The organism is Kitasatospora sp. NPDC088861 (genome assembly GCF_044750105.1).
Taxonomy (GTDB): domain Bacteria; phylum Actinomycetota; class Actinomycetes; order Streptomycetales; family Streptomycetaceae; genus Kitasatospora.
In genome coordinates this window covers 243,702-261,012 of the sequence record NZ_JBIVJF010000003.1, presented here as the reverse complement: position 1 = coordinate 261,012, position 17,311 = coordinate 243,702, and the positions used below count along the sequence as shown (strand labels likewise).

13 protein-coding genes and 1 tRNA gene are annotated in these 17,311 nt (G+C 73.8%); 3 read left to right on the top strand and 11 right to left on the bottom strand.

Annotated elements, in window-relative coordinates:
• Nucleotides 1-2 precede the first annotated feature (2 nt).
• The 6 genes from ACIP37_RS07935 to ACIP37_RS07910 all read right to left on the bottom strand — a co-directional run bounded on the left by ACIP37_RS07935 (nucleotide 3) and on the right by ACIP37_RS07910 (nucleotide 6,651).
• On the bottom strand, nucleotides 3-473 hold the full coding sequence (locus tag ACIP37_RS07935) for a hypothetical protein (protein ID WP_400805499.1): 471 nt from the start codon (nucleotides 471-473) through the stop codon (nucleotides 3-5).
• A 166-nt stretch (nucleotides 474-639) separates the two neighbouring features.
• On the bottom strand, nucleotides 640-1,518 hold the full coding sequence (locus ACIP37_RS07930; protein ID WP_400805497.1) for an amidohydrolase family protein: 879 nt from the start codon (nucleotides 1,516-1,518) through the stop codon (nucleotides 640-642).
• Entirely contained in the window at nucleotides 1,515-3,149 is a 1,635-nt protein-coding gene (locus tag ACIP37_RS07925; protein ID WP_400805496.1) for an acyl-CoA dehydrogenase family protein, read from the bottom strand. The genes ACIP37_RS07930 and ACIP37_RS07925 overlap by 4 nt, the downstream gene beginning before the upstream one ends.
• Complete coding sequence (locus tag ACIP37_RS07920) at nucleotides 3,133-3,804, bottom strand: TetR/AcrR family transcriptional regulator (protein ID WP_400805495.1); 672 nt, start codon at nucleotides 3,802-3,804, stop codon at nucleotides 3,133-3,135. The genes ACIP37_RS07925 and ACIP37_RS07920 overlap by 17 nt, the downstream gene beginning before the upstream one ends.
• Nucleotides 3,805-3,944: 140 nt before the next feature.
• Nucleotides 3,945-5,435, bottom strand: coding sequence for a S28 family serine protease (locus tag ACIP37_RS07915; RefSeq protein ID WP_363580730.1), 1,491 nt, complete (start codon nucleotides 5,433-5,435; stop codon nucleotides 3,945-3,947).
• A 301-nt stretch (nucleotides 5,436-5,736) separates the two neighbouring features.
• Complete coding sequence (locus ACIP37_RS07910; protein WP_363580728.1) at nucleotides 5,737-6,651, bottom strand: serine protease; 915 nt, start codon at nucleotides 6,649-6,651, stop codon at nucleotides 5,737-5,739.
• A gap of 225 nt (nucleotides 6,652-6,876) precedes the next feature.
• Between ACIP37_RS07910 and ACIP37_RS07905 the strand changes: the two genes are divergently transcribed.
• Nucleotides 6,877-7,752, top strand: coding sequence for a metallophosphoesterase (locus ACIP37_RS07905; protein WP_350878102.1), 876 nt, complete (start codon nucleotides 6,877-6,879; stop codon nucleotides 7,750-7,752).
• A 58-nt stretch (nucleotides 7,753-7,810) separates the two neighbouring features.
• Here the strand turns inward: ACIP37_RS07905 and ACIP37_RS07900 are convergent, their stop codons facing one another.
• Both ACIP37_RS07900 and ACIP37_RS07895 read right to left on the bottom strand, forming a co-directional pair.
• The gene (locus ACIP37_RS07900; RefSeq protein WP_400805693.1) at nucleotides 7,811-10,348 is read right to left on the bottom strand and encodes an ATP-dependent Clp protease ATP-binding subunit; all 2,538 of its coding nucleotides are present in this window, start codon (nucleotides 10,346-10,348) and stop codon (nucleotides 7,811-7,813) included.
• Nucleotides 10,349-10,544: 196 nt separating this feature from the next.
• Nucleotides 10,545-10,619: transfer RNA gene (locus ACIP37_RS07895), tRNA-Val, on the bottom strand.
• Between the two features lie 162 nt (nucleotides 10,620-10,781).
• On the opposite strand from ACIP37_RS07895, the gene ACIP37_RS07890 reads away from it, so the two are divergent.
• Together ACIP37_RS07890 and ACIP37_RS07885 are read left to right on the top strand one after the other, a co-directional pair.
• Nucleotides 10,782-12,149, top strand: a complete 1,368-nt coding sequence (locus ACIP37_RS07890; RefSeq protein ID WP_400805457.1) for a hypothetical protein — start codon at nucleotides 10,782-10,784, stop codon at nucleotides 12,147-12,149.
• Between the two features lie 130 nt (nucleotides 12,150-12,279).
• The gene (locus ACIP37_RS07885; RefSeq protein WP_063347431.1) at nucleotides 12,280-12,510 is read left to right on the top strand and encodes a zinc ribbon domain-containing protein; all 231 of its coding nucleotides are present in this window, start codon (nucleotides 12,280-12,282) and stop codon (nucleotides 12,508-12,510) included.
• 16 nt (nucleotides 12,511-12,526) lie between these two features.
• Here ACIP37_RS07885 and ACIP37_RS07880 read toward each other — a convergent pair whose 3' ends face one another.
• The 3 genes from ACIP37_RS07880 to ACIP37_RS07870 form a co-directional block, all read right to left on the bottom strand.
• Nucleotides 12,527-13,387 carry an HAD family hydrolase gene (locus ACIP37_RS07880; protein ID WP_400805455.1) on the bottom strand — a complete coding sequence of 287 codons (861 nt, stop codon included), beginning with the start codon at nucleotides 13,385-13,387 and terminating at the stop codon, nucleotides 12,527-12,529.
• Entirely contained in the window at nucleotides 13,387-15,825 is a 2,439-nt protein-coding gene (locus ACIP37_RS07875) for a phosphoribosyltransferase (protein ID WP_400805453.1), read from the bottom strand. The genes ACIP37_RS07880 and ACIP37_RS07875 overlap by 1 nt, the downstream gene beginning before the upstream one ends.
• Nucleotides 15,826-15,968: 143 nt before the next feature.
• Nucleotides 15,969-17,165: an HpcH/HpaI aldolase/citrate lyase family protein gene (locus tag ACIP37_RS07870; protein WP_400805451.1), complete on the bottom strand. Its 1,197-nt coding sequence runs from the start codon at nucleotides 17,163-17,165 to the stop codon at nucleotides 15,969-15,971.
• Nucleotides 17,166-17,311: the final 146 nt, after the last annotated feature.

Here is a 17,311-nt window from a genome sequence, read left to right as displayed (position 1 = left end):
GTTCAGGTGCGGCGCCCCTCGGTGCCGCCCCCGACGCCCCCGACGCGGCCGACGCGACCGTCGCGTCGGCGCAGCGCGGTGAACTGGAGGACGGCGAACAGGGCCACCACCACCGCCTGCACCGGGATCCAGACGGCACCGGCCGTGGTCGGCTCCAGCCAGGCCGCCATCGCCACCAGGCTGAGCACCACCCAGACGGCGTTGAGGTCGATCACCGCCCGCACCGCGAGCCGCGGCGGCCACCGGCGGGCGGCCAGGGCGCCGACCCCGAGGGCGTAGCCGGTGAGGAAGAGCCCGAGGGCGAGCAGGACACTACGGCCGACCCCGAGCAGTTCGCCGACCGGGCCGGCGAAGGCCAGGTAGACGAGGCCGTTGCCGCCGGTGACCAGGGCGTCCAGGGCGAGCACGCCGCGCACCGTCCACCGGGGGGAGGCGGAGCCGGGGCGGGCGGGCGTGAGGGTGTTCGCGGACATGGCGGGTCAGCCTCCTGACGGGGATGGGGCCCGGCGGCGGTGACGCCGGCCGGGCCCCCCACCCTGCCCGCCCGGCCGCCGGGCGTCGATTACCCCGCAGGTAAGGGCCCGGGGCCGAGACCGGTCGCCGGGGTGCTCAGGGCCGCGCCCCCGGCGACCGGCCGCCTCAGCCCGGCAGCCCGAAGAGCCCGGCGGCGTTGTCGTGGCAGACGGCCCGCAGCCACTCCTCCCCCAGCCCCAGCCCGGCCAGCGCCTCCAGTTGGTGCACGTACCGGTACGGGATGTTGGGGAAGTCACTGCCGAGCAGGACGCGGTCCTGGAGGCCGCGCAGGCGCGGCAGTTCGGCGCGCGGGAACGGGACGTCGGCCTCGGCGAAGTCCGTGAAGGCGATCGTGGTGTCCAGCCGGACGGCCGGGTGGCGCTCGGCGAGGTCGAGGAAGTCGCGGTACTCGGGCATGCCGAGGTGGGCGACCACCAGGACCAGTCCGGGGTGGCGCTTCAGCACCTCGCCGATCGGACCGGGGCCGGTGAAGTCGCCCGGCACCGGTCCGGACCCGCAGTGGGTGACCACCGGCGTGCCGGTCTCGGCGAGCAGCCCCCACACCTCGTCCAGCTGCCGGTCCGCCGGGTCGTAGCCGCCGACCTGCACGTGCGCCTTGAACACCCGGGCGCCGTCCTCGATCGCGCGGGCCACGTAGCCGGGCGCCTCGGGCTCGGGGAAGAACGTCGCGGTGTGCAGGCACTCCTGGGTGCGGGCGGCGAAGTCGGCCGACCAAGCGTTCAGCCAGCCGGCCATGCCGGGCCTGTGCGGGTAGAGCATCGAGGTGAACGCCCGGACGCCGAAGTCCCGCAGCCGCTGGACGCGCTGCTCCTCGGCCTCGCGGTAGGTGATCGGCCAGGGCCGGTTCACCAGCGGGCCGGCCGCGTCGAAGTACGCCCACACCTTGTCGAGGACGTTCTTCGGCATGAAGTGGGTGTGCACGTCGATGAGGCCTGGCAGGCCCAGGGCCTGCCAGAACGCGCGGACCTCCTGGGATTCGCTCACGCCGGCACCGGGCGGGCCCGGTCGATGATCCCGGCGGTGTCGACGCCGGACGGCAGGGTGCCGAAGGCGGAGCCGCGGTCGCCGGCGAGGCGGGTGGCGCAGAACGCGTCGGCCACCGCCGGGCTGCCGTGGCGGACCAGCAGCGCGCCCTGGAAGGCCAGCGCCATCGACTCGACCAGCCGGCGCGTCCGGTACTCCAGGTCGGCCTGGTCGGTGAGCTGCTTGCGCAGGTCGGCGACGGCCGCGTCCAGCCGGCGGTCCGCCCCGGCGGCGGCGTCGAGCTCGCCGAGGAAGGCCTCGACCGTCTCCGGGCGCTTCGCCATGGCGCGCAGCGCGTCCAGGGCGGCGACGTTGCCGGAGCCCTCCCAGATCGACACCAGCGGCGCCTCCCGGTAGAGCCGGGGCATCCCGGACTCCTCGACGTAGCCGTTGCCGCCCAGGCACTCCAGCGCCTCGGCGGCGTGCGCCGGGCCGCGCTTGCAGACCCAGTACTTGGCCACCGCCAGGCCCAACCGCCGTACCAGCGCCTCGGGTTCGTCCCCGGCCAGGGCCAGGTCGGTGCTCTGGGCGAGCCGCATCGCGACGGCGGTGGCCGCCTCGGACTCCACCACCAGGTCGGCGAGCACGTTGCGCATCAGCGGCTGGTCCACCAGCGGCCGGCCGAACGCGCGCCGGTGCAGGGCGTGGTGCACGGCCCGGGTGGCGCCGTAGCGCATGCCGGAGGCGGCGCCGACGGTGCAGTCCAGACGGGTCATGTTGACCATCTCGATGATGGTCGCCACCCCGCGCCCCTCCTCGCCGACCAGCCAGCCGACCGCGCCGTCGTACTCCAGCTCGGCGGAGGCGTTGGACTTGTTGCCGAGCTTGTCCTTGAGCCGCATCAGCTGGAGGCGGTTACGGGTGCCGTCCGGGAGGACGCGCGGCAGCATGAAGCAGCTGAGCCCGCCCGGCGCCTGGGCGAGCGTCAGGAACAGGTCGGACATCGGCGCCGAGGTGAACCACTTGTGGCCGGTCAGCCGGTAGGTGCCGTCCGGGTGCGGGGTCGCGGTGGTGGTGTTGGTGCGGACGTCCGAGCCGCCCTGCTTCTCGGTCATCGACATGCCGGCGATCAGCCCGCGCTTGGTGCGCGGCTCGCGCAGCCCGAAGTCGTACGTGGTGGCGGCCAGCAGCGGCTCCAACTCGCCCGCCAGGGAGGGGTTCGCGCGCAGGGCCGGGACGGCGGCGTAGGTCATCGAGATCGGGCAGGTGTGGCCGGCCTCGACCTGCCCCCAGACGAAGAACTTGGCGGCCCGGGCGGAGTGGGCGCCGGGCCGCTCGTCCCGCCAGGGCGCGGCGTGCAGGCCGTGGGAGACGGCGGTGCGCATCAGCTCGTGCCAGGCCGGGTGGAACTCGACCTCGTCGACGCGGTGGCCGAAGCGGTCGTGGGTGCGCAGGACGGGCGGGTTCTCGTTGGCCAGCCGGCCCCACTCGGCGGCCTGCTCGGAGCCGGCCAGGCGGCCGAGCTCGTGCAGCTCGGCCTCGGCCCAGCCGGCGCCGGCCCGGTGCAGGGCGGCGAGCAGGGTCGGATCGGCGGCGGTGTCGTGTCCGTACGGCAGGGGCACCTGGTTGGTGACCTCATGCGTCGCTGTCATCGCGTCCTCCCAGGGCACGCAGAGTGAAGGAGACCAGGGCGGGGACCACGTCGGTGGTGCCCGCCGGCTTCGTGGGCGCGGCCGTCCGTGCGGGCGCGGCCGTTGCCTCAGGCGCGGGCGCGGGCGCGGCCGCGAGCGGGCCGGCCAGCGCCTCGCCGACCGCACCGACCAGCGCGGCGGCGGTCAGCACCGGGTCCTGCTCGGGGAGTTCGCCGCTCGCCACGGCGGCGGCGATCTCGGTGGCGATCACGTCCCGGAACGCCCGGCGGAACACCAGGCGCTCGCTGTCCACGACCGCGTCGGCCGGCTCGACCAGCAGCGCGTACGCCAGCCGGGGCGCGCGCAGGGCGCGGGCGGCGAAGGTCTCGACGACCGCGGCGATCCGCTGCCGCGGGCCCTCCCGGAGGGCGACGGCCGCGTTGACGGCCGCCATCTCGTGGGTGACCACCCGGCGGAACAGCTGCACGGACAGCTCGGCCTTGTTGGCGAAGTGCTGGTAGAGGCTTCCGGTGGCGATCCCGGCGCGGTCCGCCACGGCGGCCATCGTGCAGCCGCCGTAGCCGCGTTCGGCGAGCAGCAGGACGGCCGCCTGCAGCACGGCCTCGCGCTGGGTGTCCAGCCGGGCTTGGACGGCGGGCGTGCGTCGGTAGGCCATGAAAGCATTGAAGCAATGATTCAGTGCTTCGGTGAGGGGTCGGCCCCGCCAGATGCGCGAGGAGGCCGCCCCCGGCTGGGGACGGCCTCCTCCAAGGCGTCACACGGTGTCACGGCCTGCCGGTTACAGCGGGTGGCGCGCTACAGCGGGTGGCGCTGCGACTCCAGCTTCAGGCCCTCCTCGTCGAGCGGGCCGAACGGCGGGATCTGCTGCTTCTTGCCGAGCGAGCGGGCGGCGTCCTGGTCGCCCAGGCCGGCCCACTCCAGCACCTTGGCGGTCGCCTCCGCCGACTGCGCGGCCGGCAGCTGGCCGATGTTGGAGCCGTGGTTGCCGCCCGGCACGGTGTAGACGTAGCTGTCGTCACTGCCCCGGCCGAGCTTGAACGGCTTGGCGCCCCACGGGTCGTTGCCGCCGTAGACGTAGATGATCCGCTCGGCGTCGTGCTTCACCCAGCGGTCGATGTCCCGCATCGCGTTCGGGTTGAAGGAGATCGGGATCTCCTTCGGCACGTACGACCGGGCCGAGTACAGCTCCTTGTAGTCGTAGTGCAGCACGCCCTTGAGGTGCGAGACGTCGAAGAACGGCGCACCCAGCTCGGTCGCGGCCTGGTAGTAGTACGCGGTGTACTTCGCCAGCGACTGGTCGCTGTTGCCGGTGATGCCGGACTGCGAGTCGAACCACGCGTACAGCGCGTCGTCGGTCGCGGTGGCCGCGGCCGGGACCTTGGCGCAGTCCGCCTCGGTGCTGTACTGCCAGAACGCCCAGACCACGTCGAGCACGCCCGCCTCGTACGCCCGGTCCGGCGTGCCGAGGGTGTTGAAGGTCGAGCCGGCGGCCTTGTTGTCGGCCACGTAGCGGGTCTCCAGGCGGTCGCGGCGCACCAGCAGCTCGCGCTGGGCGGCGTTCAGCGCGGCCCGGCACTCGGGGGTGCCGACGGTACGGAAGAAGTTGGTGTAGGCCGCGTAGTCGTTGACGTCGGTGTTGTTCGGCGCCACGTACGCGATCGTGCCCGCGACGTCGTCCGGGTAGAAGCGGCGGAAGTAGGTGGAGGACATGCCGCCCTTGCTGGCGCCGGTGGAGAGCCACTCCTGCTGGTAGATCCGCTTGAGCGCGGTCACCAGCCGGTGCGAGTCGGCGGCCTGCTGGCGGATGCCGGCCTTGGACCAGTCCGCCGGCTCGGGGCGCGACGGGGTGAAGTACCGGTACTCGATGGACACCTGGTTGCCGTCCACCAGCCGGGTCGGCTCGGTGCGGGACGGGTTGGTGCCCAACGTGTAGCCGTTGGTGTAGAAGACGGTCGGGCGGTCGTAGCCCCGGTGCAGCACGCTGAAGCGCTGCTGGAAGGTGCCCAGCCAGGGGCGGAAGTGGTCGATCGGCTGGGTGTAGGTGAGCAGGAAGTAGCGGTGGCCGGTGGTGGTCGGCTTCTCCTCGGTGATCGTCACCCCGGGGATCGCCGCCAGCCGGTCCTTGATGTCGGCATTCGGGTCGTCGGCGGGGCTCCGGCCGTGGGCGGCCCCGGCGGCGTCGGCGCCCTGGGCACCGGCGGCCAGCGCCGGGGTCGCCAGGCCGCCGAGCGCGAGCAGCGGTATCAGCAGGACGGAAACCAGCAGCCTTCGCAGCGTGGTGGTCATCAACTCTCCATTGGTCACACGGATATGACTGCCGCCCTGTCGGGACGACAGCGCGGCGCGGGTGGTGCGGCGGCCGCCCGGTGGACGGCCGAATGGGCCACCCGCCGTTCGCGGGTGGCCCATCGGGGATCGGTGCTGGTCAGCGGGGTCGCCCCGGTTCCGTCACGTCGTGACGGTCGAGCGCGGGGTGGCGGTCAGGTCAGGTCGGGTCAGGGCCGTCCCGACGGTCAGGTCAGGGCCTTCGCGACGGTCGAGTCAGGGCCGTCCCGACGGTCGAGTCAGGGCCGTCCCGACGGTCGAGTCAGGGCCGGACCAGGGTGCAGCCGGGCAGGGTGAGGTCGAACCGGTTGCCGGCGGCGAAGCAGGCCGGGATGCCGTAGGTCTCCTGGGCGTAGCCGATGCCCTGGTGCACCGTCACCGAGCCGTTCTCGTCGACCTCACACGGGTTGTCGAGGGTGCAGGACTCGCCGTTCTCGTTGATCGTGTTGTTGACCGCGACCACCTGCCCGGTGTTCGCGTCCACCACCGGCGAGCCGGAGGTGCCGCCGATCACGTTGCAGCCGGAGGTGTAGCGGACCGAGTCCTTGAAGGTCCAGTCGGCCTCGTTCAACTGGTAGGCGAAGCCGTCGATCGAGCAGGAGTAGATCTTCTTCCAGTAACCCGAGACGACCTTGATCGAGGTGCCCTGCGTGGGGTGGGCGGCGGAGATGGTCAGCGGGGCGATCCCGTACCGGGACTGGATCGAGGCGTAGCTGGTGTTCAGCTGGTAGATCGACACGTCGGTGTCGGTCATGGCGCCGTAGACCACCTTGGTCGCGCGCAGGGTGCCGAGCCCGCTGCCGCTGGAGCTGAGGAGGGTGAAGGTCCGGCTGGAGGGCTGGTTGAGGATCACCTCACCGGGGCCGGGCATGCCGGACTCCAGGCAGTGGCCGTTGGACAGGACGAGGGCCGGGTCGCTCGCGGCCGAGCCTGGCATCCGGACCAGCGAACCGGAACAGTTGTTGAGCGCCACCGTCCCGGCGAAGTTGACGGCGCGGGGGGCCGCCTTGGTGTCGGTGACCTGGGCCTGGTCGCTCAGGGACTGGCCGTCCCGGGCCGCGACGGACACGGCGGCGGGGGCCTCCGCGGTGGCGGCCTGGGCCGGGAGGGCGCCGGCGAGGGCGGTTGCTCCGGCGACCAGGACGGTGGCGAGCATGCCTATGAGCGGCTTCTTCATGAGAGACCTCTCGGTGTGGGGGTGCACCAAAGCTGTCGCGGACATGACTCACTGTCAAGAGTCAAGACGACACCAAGAAAGCACTTCGGCCGCAATGGCTCGTTCGCGCGGTGGCGGCGGTGCGCCGGCCCCTCCCTTCGCACCGCCGATCGCGTCAACCCGCCCCACGGCCCCCGTCCGCCACGTACTGTGGCGACATCGGACGGGTGACCACAGGGGGCAGGAGTGACTACCGAGTACCGCAGCGACGCGCCGTCGGAGCCCACGGGGGCGGGTGGGCGGTTGCTCGCCGTGAGCGACCTGCACATCTCCTACCAGGAGAACCGCGACCTCGTGGAGAAGCTCCGGCCCACCAGCCCCGACGACTGGCTGCTCGTCGCCGGAGACGTCGCCGAGCTCACCACCAGCATCGAGTGGGCGCTCGGGCTACTCGCCGAACGCTTCGCCCGCGTGGTGTGGGCCCCCGGCAACCACGAGCTGTGGACCCACCCCGAGGACCCGGTGCAGCTGCGCGGCGTGGCCCGCTACGACCACCTGGTCGACCTCTGCCGGAGCCTCGGCGTGCTGACCCCCGAGGACCCGTACCCGCTCTGGCAGGGCGCCGGCGGACCGGTCCGCATCGCCCCGCTCTTCCTCCTGTACGACTACTCCTTCCGCGCGCCGGGCACGACCACCAAGGAGGAGTCCCTGGCGGCCGCCTACGAGAGCGGCATCGTCTGCGCGGACGAGCGGATGCTCCACCCGGACCCGTTCCCGGACCGCGACTCCTGGTGCCGCGAGCGCGTCCGGCTGACCGAGCAGCGGCTGGCGGCCTGCGACCCGGACGTACCGCTCGTCCTGGTCAACCACTACCCGCTGGTCCGCCACCCGACCGAGATCCTCTGGTACCCCGAGTTCGCCCAGTGGTGCGGCACCGAACTGACCGCGGACTGGCACCGCCGCTTCAACACCGCGGCGATGATCTACGGCCATCTGCACATCCCCCGCAAGACCAGCTACGACGGTGTCCCGTTCGAGGAGGTCTCGCTCGGCTACCCGCGCGAGTGGCGCAAGCGCGGGCTGCCGGAGCCGCTGCTGCGCGAGGTCTTCCCGCAGGCGTAGGTGCGCCCTGCCCCGCCGCCTGACCGTCCGGCGGCGGGGCAGGGCGATCGCCGAGGGGTCAGGCCTCCCCCGCCTTCTCCCCCGCCTTCTCCTGCGCCTCCTCGAAGGTCGCCGACGCCTCCGGCCGGGCGAGCGTGACCACCAGGTCGCCGTCGCTCACCTCCGCGATCAGCGTGTCGCCCTCCTGCACCGTGCCGTCCAGCAGCAGGTTGGACACCCGGTTGTCCAGCTCCGACTGGATCGTCCGGCGCAGCGGCCGGGCCCCGAACTCCGGCTGGTACCCGCGGTTGACCAGCCACTCCTTGGCCGCCTCGGTGACCTCCAACTGCACGTCCTGCGCCTTGAGCCGGCGCCGGCTGCGCTCCAGCAGCAGGTCGACCACCGACAGCAGGTCCTTCCGGGTGAGCGCGTGGAAGACGATCACCTCGTCGATCCGGTTCAGGAACTCCGGCCGGAACTGCTGGCGCAGGTCGCGCATCAGGTCGTCGCGGATCTCGTCCACGTTCCCGGCGTGGTCGAGGATGCGCTGCGAGCCGATGTTGCTGGTCATGATCACCACGGTGTTGCGGAAGTCGACCGTCCGCCCCTGGGCGTCGGTCAGCCGCCCGTCGTCCAGCACCTGGAGCAGCAGGTTGAAGACGTCCGGGTGCGCCTTCTCCACCTCGTCGAAGAGCAGCACGCTGTACGGCTTGCGGCGGACGGCCTCGGTCAGCTGCCCGGCCTCGTCGTAGCCGACGTACCCGGGCGGGGAGCCGACCAGCCGGGAGACGGTGTGCTTCTCCTGGAACTCGCTCATGTCGAAGCGGATCATCCGGTCCGGGTCGCCGAACAGCAGCGCCGCCAGCGCCTTCGCCAGCTCGGTCTTGCCCACGCCGGTCGGCCCGAGGAAGAGGAAGGAGCCGGTCGGCCGGTCCGGGTCGCCCATCCCGGCCCGGCCGCGGCGCACCGCCTGGGCGACCGCGGTGACCGCCTCGTCCTGGCCGATCACCTTCTCGTGCAGGTGCTCCTCCAGCTTGAGCAGCCGCTCCCGCTCGGTCGCGTTCAACTCCGCGACCGGGATGCCGGTCCGGGACGACAGCACCTGCGCGATGTCGTCGGCGGTCACGTCGACGACCTCCTCGCGGGACTCGGCGACGGCCGCCAGCTCGTCCTCGGTCTGCCGCAGCTCGGCCTTCAGGTTGGCCGCCCGCACGAACTCCTCGTCCGCGACGGCCTCGTCCAACTCCCGCTTCAGCTTGGTGATCCGGTCCTGCACCCCGGTCGCCTCGGTCGAGCCGCTCAGGCTGCGCAGCCGCACCCGGGCGCCGGCCTGGTCCAGCAGGTCGATCGCCTTGTCCGGCAGGAAGCGGTCGCTGACGTACCGGTCGGACAGCGTCGCCGCCGCGTCCAGCGCCTCGTCGGTGAACCGCACCTGGTGGTGCGCCTCGTACGCGTCCCGCAGCCCCCGCAGGATCTCGATCGTCTCCTCGACGCTCGGCTCGGGCACCAGCACCGGCTGGAAGCGGCGCTCCAGCGCGGCGTCCTTCTCCACGTGCTTGCGGTACTCGTCCAGCGTCGTCGCGCCGACCACGCTCAGTTCGCCGCGTGCCAGCGCCGGCTTGAGGATGTTGCCGGCGTCCATCGACCCCTCGCCGCCGGAACCCGCGCCGACCACGGTGTGCAGCTCGTCCAGAAACAGGATCACGCTCTTCTCGGCCGCCGTGACCTCGTCGATCACCTTCTTCAGCCGCTCCTCGAACTCGCCCCGGTACTTGGAGCCGGCCACCAGGGCGGTCAGGTCGAGGGTGACGACCCGCTTGTCCCGCAGGCTCTGCGGCACGTCCCCGGAGACGATCCGCTGCGCCAGCCCCTCCACGATCGCGGTCTTGCCGACACCCGGCTCGCCGATCAGCACCGGGTTGTTCTTGGTCCGGCGGGAGAGGATCTCGACGGTCTGCTCGATCTCCTCGGCCCGCCCGACCACCGGGTCCAGCCGGCCCGAGCGCGCCGCCTCGGTGAGGTCCAGCCCGTACTCGTCCAGCGTCGGCGTCTCGCTCGGGTGCGCGCCCGTGCTGCTGCGCTCGCCGCCGACGCCGCGCCCCTCCAGCACCGTCTTCAGCGCCTCCTGCGAGGGCGCCGCGTTGCGCAGCGCCGTCCCCGCCCCGGACCGCTCCTGGTCCAGCAGCGCGCCGAGGATGTGCTCCGGCCCGATGTACGAGGCCCCGGCCGCCTGCGAACGGGCGTGCGCCGCCAGCAGCGCACGCTTGGCCGACGGCGTCAGCGCGGGCTGCCCGCCGTCCACCGCCGCCGGGTCCCCGGACGGCAGCGACCGCTCCAGGTCACCGGCCAGCTGGTCCGGGTCGATCCCCGCCCGCTCCAGCATCCGGCGCGACGGCTCCACCCGGGTGGCCGCCCAGGCCAGGTGCCCGGTGTCGAGGTCGCTGGTCCCGTCCTCGCCGGCCCGGTGCGCGGCCAGCCCCAGCAGCTCCTGCGAGGACTCGCTCAGCAACCGCCCGATCGGCACCCGCTGCACGGCGGGCGGGGAGGCCATCGGACTCATCCCGAAGAAGCGGCTGAGTAGATCGGAGAACGGATCGCTCGATCCGAACGGTGGCATGGTCACGGAGGATCACCTCTCCCAAGCGGTGTGCAGCCACCCAAACACAACCCGCCCCACCCCGCCTCCCGAGCCCCGCCCCCTGACGGCACCCCCCAACTCCCCCGCCCCGTCGACCGCACCGACGGAGCGGCCCGGGAAACGACGGAGGGCCGGTCCCGGGAGACATGTCTCCCGGGACCGGCCCTCCGAACGGTGGTGGGCGCGGACGGTTTCGAACCGCCGACATCTGCTTTGTAAGAGCAGCGCTCTACCACTGAGCTACGCGCCCCCTGTCGCGGCCCGGTGGGGGCACGACGACTGCCTAGGGTACCTGGTCCCGGGGGGTGCTGTGGTGCGGGTGGTCGGGGAGTGGGGCGGGTGGGGGTGCCGGTGCGGTGGGGCGATCGGGAAGAATGGGGGTGGATCAGCGGGTCGGAGCAGGGAGCGCGCAGTGACGGTGGCCGGCGGGAGCGGGCGGGGGCGGCGTCGGGCGGGGAGTGCGCTGGCCGACGCACTGGTGGTGCCGGTGGTGCTGGCGGGTGCGCTGGGTGCGCTGGGGCTGGCCTCGGCCGGGACGGGCGGCTGGTGGGGCCGGCGCGGCGGGGAGGGTGTGCGGGCGGACGCCAAGGCGGCCCGGGACGCCGCGCAGGAGGCGTTCTACGAGCTGGACTCGACGCAGCGCGAGGTGCAGTTGGCGGTGGAGACCGTCCGGGCGGCCGAGGACGAGGCGACGGCCCGCCGGGCGCTGGCGGATCTGGAGGGGATCACCGGCCGGGTGGACCAGGTCACCGTGAACTACCTGGGCGCGCTGGACGCGTACAACCTGGACGACGAGGCGCTGGACGCCGGCACCGCGGCGCGGGCCCGGCGGCAGTTGGAGGACGTGAAGGGGCAGCTCGGCTCGGCCCGGGCGGAGCTGAACGACTTCCTCCAGCGGCTTCAGCCGACCCTCCAGCGCGCCGAGCAGCAGTTGATGCGGGTCACCCCGGCGGTGGAGCAGGCGAAGCGCGCGCTGCTCCAGGCGAGCAACGCGCTGGACGCGGTGCGCGGCGCCGGGCTGCGGGCGGACGACCTGGCGGCCCGGCTGGCCGAACTGGCGCCGGAGCTCGGGCTGCTGAACGAGGGGCCGGCCCGGCACGGGGTGGCGCCGACGCTGCGGCGCGCGGACGAGGTGGGCCGGCGCGCCGAGGCGATCGCGGCCGACGCCGGTCAACTGCCGGAGCGGGCACGGGAGATCGACCGGCGGGTGGCGAGCCTGCGGACCCGGATCCAGGCGCTGGAGACCAAGGCGGAGACGGTCGAGCCGGCGCTGAGCGAACTGCGCCGCCGGTTCAGCGCGGCCTGCTGGCAGGACCTCCAGCGGGTGTCGGAGCAGGTCGCGGAGACCGGGCGGGCGGCGGAGCGCAAGCTCGCCGAGGCCGCCCGGGCCCGGGACGAGCAGCGCTGGGCGGACGCGACGGGCGCCATCGGTACGGTGCGCGCGCTGTTGGACACCGCGGACGGGTCGGTGGTCGCGGTGAACGAGCGGCTGCGGCAGCTGAACGAGGTGCAGCACGACCCGCACCGGGAGGTGGAGCGGGCCCGGTTCGCCCTGCGCGACGCGCAGCGGCTGGCGATGACGGGCCGCAGCGCGCCGGACCCGCGGCACGCCGCCCCGCTGGACGAGGCGGTGGCGCGGCTGGACCGGGCCGTGGCCACCCTGGAGGCGGCCGGCCGGCACCCCGACTACTGGCACTTCCTGACCGAGCTGGCGGGCGTGCGGGAGACGGCGGCGCAGGTGATCGGGCTGATCCGCGGCGATCTGGGCGGGCACCGGTAGCGCCGGTAGCGCCGGTAGTACCGGTAGCGCCGGTAGTACCGGTAGCGCCGGCCGGGCAGGACACCGGCAGCACCCACCGATAGGACACCGGTAGGGCGCCGGCAGGGCACCGCCTGGGTACCCTGCCGGTATGCCACGCTACGACTTCCGCTGCCGCTCCTGCGGCGCCACCTTCGAACTCCGCCGCCCGATGGCGCAGGCCGGCGCCCCCGCCGTCTGCCCGCAGGGCCACGAGGACACCGTGAAGCTGCTGTCCGCCGTCGCCGTCACCGGCTCCGCTTCGGGCGGCGCCCCGCGCCAGGCCCCCTCCGGCAACGGTGGTGGCGGAGGGGGCTGTTGCGGCGGCGGCTGCTGCGGCTGACCGCTCCCGCTTCCGCTCAGGAAGCGACGACGGGGGCGGCGGGGGCGACGGAAGCGGCGGCCACCCGGGCGAGGAACCGTCGGACGATCTCCTCCCCCGCCGCCACCCCCACCTCGTCGAGGGCGGTGACGCCGGGGGCGGTCCAGCCGCCGTCGGCGAGTTCGCCGTGCCCGGGCCGCCAGGCGGCGTCGGCGGCGAGCAGCAGGTCGGCGTCGAGCAGCGAGTCACCGGCCGCGAGCACGGTGCTCGCGCCGGTGCGCCGGACGGCTTCGGCGAGGGCGGCGCTCTTGCTGAGCGGCGCGGGGACGGCGTAGACCTTGCGGCCCTGGAGCGAGACCGTCCAGCCGCGTTCGGCGCACCAGCCGGTCAGCTCGTCGAGCCAGCCGACGGGCAGCGCGGCGCGCTCGACGACGAGGTAGGCGAACAGCCCGTCGGCGACGCGGCGCTTGTGCGTCCACTCCGGGTCGGCGCTCAGGGCGAGCTGCCGGACGACCTCCTCCAGCGGGGCCGCACCGGAGGCGAGCCGCGCGGTGATCTCGGTGCGCCAGTCCTGGTCGGGCACGCCGTCGACGAGCAGGTGCCCGCCGTTGCCGCAGATCGCGTACGCGGGGACCCAACCGGGCGTCGGGCCGGGCAGGTTGATCCGCTCGTACTGGGCGAGGGTGCGGGTGGTGGCGGGGACGAACCAGGCCTGCCGGACGAGTTCGGCGAGCAGCGCGGCGGCCTGTTCGGTCATGAACGAGAGCGCCTTGCCGTCGTGCACCTCGACGGAGAGCAGCCGGGGCGCGAGCCGGTCGGGGACGTCCAGGGCGAGGGCCCGGTTGGAGTAGACGAGCGTCCGGTCGAGGTCGCTGGCGACGAGAACATCGGCGTTCATCAGGACTCCTTCACCACAACGGTCCTACCGGAGGCCCCGGTCGCTCCCCGACTGTAGCGGGGGTGGATGAGGCCGACGCAGGAGTACGGCAGGCCGTCCACCTCCTCGACCTCGACGCCGCGCTGGGCGGCGAGCAGCCGGACGTGGTCGAGGTCGGCGCCGGCGCCGCGCCGGGCGAGGACCCGCCAGGGGACGCGGCGCAGCAGCACCCGGGTGGTCTCGCCGACGCCGGGCTTGACCAGGTTGACGCTGTCGATGCCGTACTCGGTGCTGATCCGCTCGACGGCGGCCCAGCCGGCCCAGTCGGGCGCGCGGTCCGGGGCGGTGGGCAGCCGGTCGGCGGCGGCGACGGCCTCCGGGCGGACGGCGTCGAAGTGGTCGGCCACGGTGTCGAGGAAGGCGGCGGAGACGTCCGCGCCGGCCAGTTCGGCGTAGTACTTGGCGCCGTGGAAGTCGTCCGGGCCGATCAGGCCGGGCCGCAGCACGGTGCGCGAGACCAGGCCGGAGACGGTGGAGTTGAGGCAGGCGGAGGGGATCAGGAAGTCGTCCCGGGTGCCGTAGGTGCGCGCGCAGCGGCCGGGGTCGGCGAGGACGGCGAGGTCCGGGTCGAATCCGGTGCCGGCCAGGGCCTCGGCGAGTTCGCGGCTGATCGCGCCCTTGCCGGTCCAGCCGTCGACGAAGACCACGTCGCCGGCGCGGTGGTGGGCGGCCAGGTAGCGCAGGGCTACCGGGTCGATGCCGCGGCCGCGGACGATGGAGACGGCGTAGTGCGGGGTGTCGAGTCCGTGGGCGTGGGCGAGCCAGCGGCGGATCAGGATGCCGACGGGCGTGCCGGCCCGGGCCAGCGAGGCGAGCACCAGGCCGGGGCCGCGCTCGCGCAGCAGGGTCTCGGCGACGGTGCCGGCGGCGAGCGCGATGCGGCGGGCGGAGGCGCGCAGCGCCTGGTGGAACAGCTCCTGGTACTCGGGGCTGGGCTGGTACTCGACCGGCAGCGATTCGGCGTAGTGCGCGCCGCCGTTCTGGACGGCCTCCTCGCGCTCCTCGGTGGGGGCTTCGAGCGGGACGCCGGAGAGGTCCTTGAGCAGCCAGGCCACCTCGTCGGGCCGGTAGGAGGAGAACGCCGGGCCGTACAACGGGGACGGCAGCCCAGACGGCCGGGGGGAAGGCCTGTGGGAGGGCAGCACCGCGAGCACCACCTGGTCGGTGACCTGCCGCAGCTGGCCGAGCAGGGCGCGCTCGCCCTCGCGCAGGGCGGGGGTGTCGGCGACGTCGTCGACCACCAGCACGACCGCGTCGAACCGGCGGGCCGGGTCGCTGCCGGGGGCGACGTTGTAGGCGTAGCGCTCGCGCGAAGCGTCGTCCTGCGGGTCGTCGTGGGCGGGGAAGGCGAGGCGGGTGCGGATGGCGTAGCCGGGGTCGTCCACGGCGAGGACGGGCGAGCGGGTGGTGGTGGAGTAGCGGACGCGGTCGCCGCCCAGCCGGTCGGCGAGTGCGCCGGCCAGCCTCAGCGGGGCGTACATCAGTTCCTCGAAGCCGAGGACCAGCACGCGCCGCGCCGTAGCGGGCAGTGCGTCGGCCAGCTGTGCGGCCAGGCGGGGCAGGGCGGCGTCCAGTCGGACGCGGTCGCGGGCGGTGAACCCGTGCCGGCCGCCGTCGGGGAGCCCGGCGGGCCAGTCCAGGTCGACCCGGGCGAGCGGTGCGGGCGGTCCGGGGGGCGCGGCGGGGGCGGGGGCGGCCTCGGCTATCAGCCGCTCGGCGCGGTCCAGGACGTCCGCGGGCAGCTGGACGGCGCCGCTGGCGGTGGCCACCAGGTCGAGCCGGACGCCGAGTTCGGCGGCGGTGTCGGCGAGTCGGCGGCGGTCGGCGGTGGAGCGCAGGTCGACCAGGGCGACGACGACGTAGTGGTCGCGGGGGTGGCGGGCGTGCAGTTCGCGGATGGTGTTGAGGACCGTGCGGCCGGTCGAGAACTCGTCGTCGACCAGCACCAACGGGCCGTCACCGGTGAGGAGCTCGGGATCGGCGGGGAGCAGCAGGTGCGAGGTGGCGTGCGAGTGCTCCTCCTCGAAGCCGCCGAGTGGGGGCACGCCGGCCACCGGGCGGCGGGTGGAGTGCAGGTACGGGGCGTCGAGGCCGTCGGCGACGCTGTGGCCGAGGCCGGTGGCCGTCTCCGCGTAGCCGAGGACGACGGCCCGCGCGGCGGCCTCGTCGCCGAGCAACTCGCGGACCTGCCGGCCGAGTTCGAGCCCAACGCCGTGGACGACCGCGGGCCGCTGCGGGACGTGCTTGCCGAGCACGGTGGAGACCAGCAGGTGGGCGCGCTTCGGGTTCTGGGAACGCAGGGCCAGGCCCACGAGTTCGGGGAGGCGGTCCGATCCGGTCAGGGCGATGCCGGCCCGGTCGGCGACCCAACGGCCGGTCCACGTCTGCTGTGCTGTCACTGCTGGTCCTGCCTTCGCATGGTGCGGTGGTGCGGTCTTCGGATCGGTTGGATCGGTCGGATCGGCCGGATGGGTCGGATCGGTGGGGCCGTTCGGGTCAGCCGCGGACAGCCCCCTCAGCCGCGCGCAGCCCCCTCACCCCCTCACCCCCCGCACAGGCAGGCCGCGAGCAGCTCCGCGAAGCTCACGTCCTCCCGGGCCACCCCGAACACCTCCGCCCGCAGCAACACCCGCTCCGCCCAGGCCCGGTGCGGCCGGGCCTCGTTCATCTTGTTGGTGTACGCCGAGCGCAGGACCCCGCCGCCGTCCCGCTCCTGCCGGAGGATGTCCCGGGCGTCGCAGTACTCCTCGTGCGTGACCACCGAGAGGGCGTGCACGGCGGGGACGTGGCTGGGGTGGATGCAGGTCTTGCCGAGCAGGCCGTTGGCCCGGTCGAGCTCGACCTCCCGGATCAGCCCGTCCAGGTCGTGCTCGATGATCCGCCGGCGGACCTCCTCGCCGGAGGCCCGGGCCGTCCCGGGGGCCTCGGCGAACGGCGTGCGGCGCAGCTGCGGCTTGAACATCCGCTCCTGGACCGGGAAGTACTCCCAGACCGGACCGGTGACGGTGTACCCGGTGCCGTCCGCCCGGCCGAGCACGTTGACCACGTCGCCGATCACCGCCGAGACCAGGGCTACGTCGTATGCGGTGAGGTCGGGCGAGCGGCGCAGGCCGTACGCGGAGCAGAGGTCGGTCACGCCGAGGCGGACGGCGAGCACCCGCTCCCGGTGCCCGGCGAGCAGGTCGGCGATGCCGAAGAGCTGCTGGCGCCTGGTCTCCAGGTGGGCGAGTTCGGGTGACTCCAGGACGGGCATGGCGAACAGCCGGCGCCCGGTGGCGGCCTCGGCGGCGGCCAGGGCGGCCAGGTACGCGCCGCCGGTCTCCGTGGTGAACTTCGGCAGGACGAACCCGCTCAGCAGCTCGACGGCCGGCCCGAGCCGCTCGGCCAGGTCGAGGATCTGGGAGGCGGCTCGAACTCTGATGAAGAGCAGGGGGTGGCCTTGTGTGCAGTCGGTGAAATCCCTGACCAGGTCATTCAACTGCTCGATCAGGTTCCGCTCCCCCGCGTCCACCTCGTGGTCGGCGATCGCGTCCTCCAGGCAGAGCACCATCGACACCACGCCCCGAGCAGCCTGTTTGCGGATGTCGGCGGCCAGCGCGGGCCGGGTGGCGGGGCTGTAGAGGGTGCCGCCGAGGGCGGTGGCCAGCACCGCGGCCTCGCTCCGCGCGGTGAACGGCCGGGGCGGTTCGAGGAAGAGGCGACCGCGTACGTCGTCGGCGAGGTGGCCGAAATGGCGCAAGGTGCTCTCCTCAGAGGTTTGACGGCCACCGGTCCGTTGCCGGGGCGTGCGGCGGCGCGGGACGACACCGCGATCCAGCGGTGCGACACCATGGTTAACCGGTCCACGGGGCTCCGTGGTTCCCGGACGGACGCCGGCGGGCCCCC

What these genes read in the sequence shown, in the direction of transcription:
- ACIP37_RS07925 (WP_400805496.1), bottom strand. Translation starts at nt 3,149, where the DNA reads ATGACAGCGACGCATGAGGTCACCAACCAGGTGCCCCTGCCGTACGGA.
- ACIP37_RS07910 (WP_363580728.1), bottom strand. Translation starts at nt 6,651, where the DNA reads ATGAAGAAGCCGCTCATAGGCATGCTCGCCACCGTCCTGGTCGCCGGA.
- ACIP37_RS07920 (WP_400805495.1), bottom strand. Translation starts at nt 3,804, where the DNA reads ATGGCCTACCGACGCACGCCCGCCGTCCAAGCCCGGCTGGACACCCAG.
- ACIP37_RS07885 (WP_063347431.1), top strand. Translation starts at nt 12,280, where the DNA reads ATGCCACGCTACGACTTCCGCTGCCGCTCCTGCGGCGCCACCTTCGAA.
- ACIP37_RS07900 (WP_400805693.1), bottom strand. Translation starts at nt 10,348, where the DNA reads ATGCCACCGTTCGGATCGAGCGATCCGTTCTCCGATCTACTCAGCCGC.
- ACIP37_RS07935 (WP_400805499.1), bottom strand. Translation starts at nt 473, where the DNA reads ATGTCCGCGAACACCCTCACGCCCGCCCGCCCCGGCTCCGCCTCCCCC.
- ACIP37_RS07880 (WP_400805455.1), bottom strand. Translation starts at nt 13,387, where the DNA reads ATGAACGCCGATGTTCTCGTCGCCAGCGACCTCGACCGGACGCTCGTC.
- ACIP37_RS07915 (WP_363580730.1), bottom strand. Translation starts at nt 5,435, where the DNA reads ATGACCACCACGCTGCGAAGGCTGCTGGTTTCCGTCCTGCTGATACCG.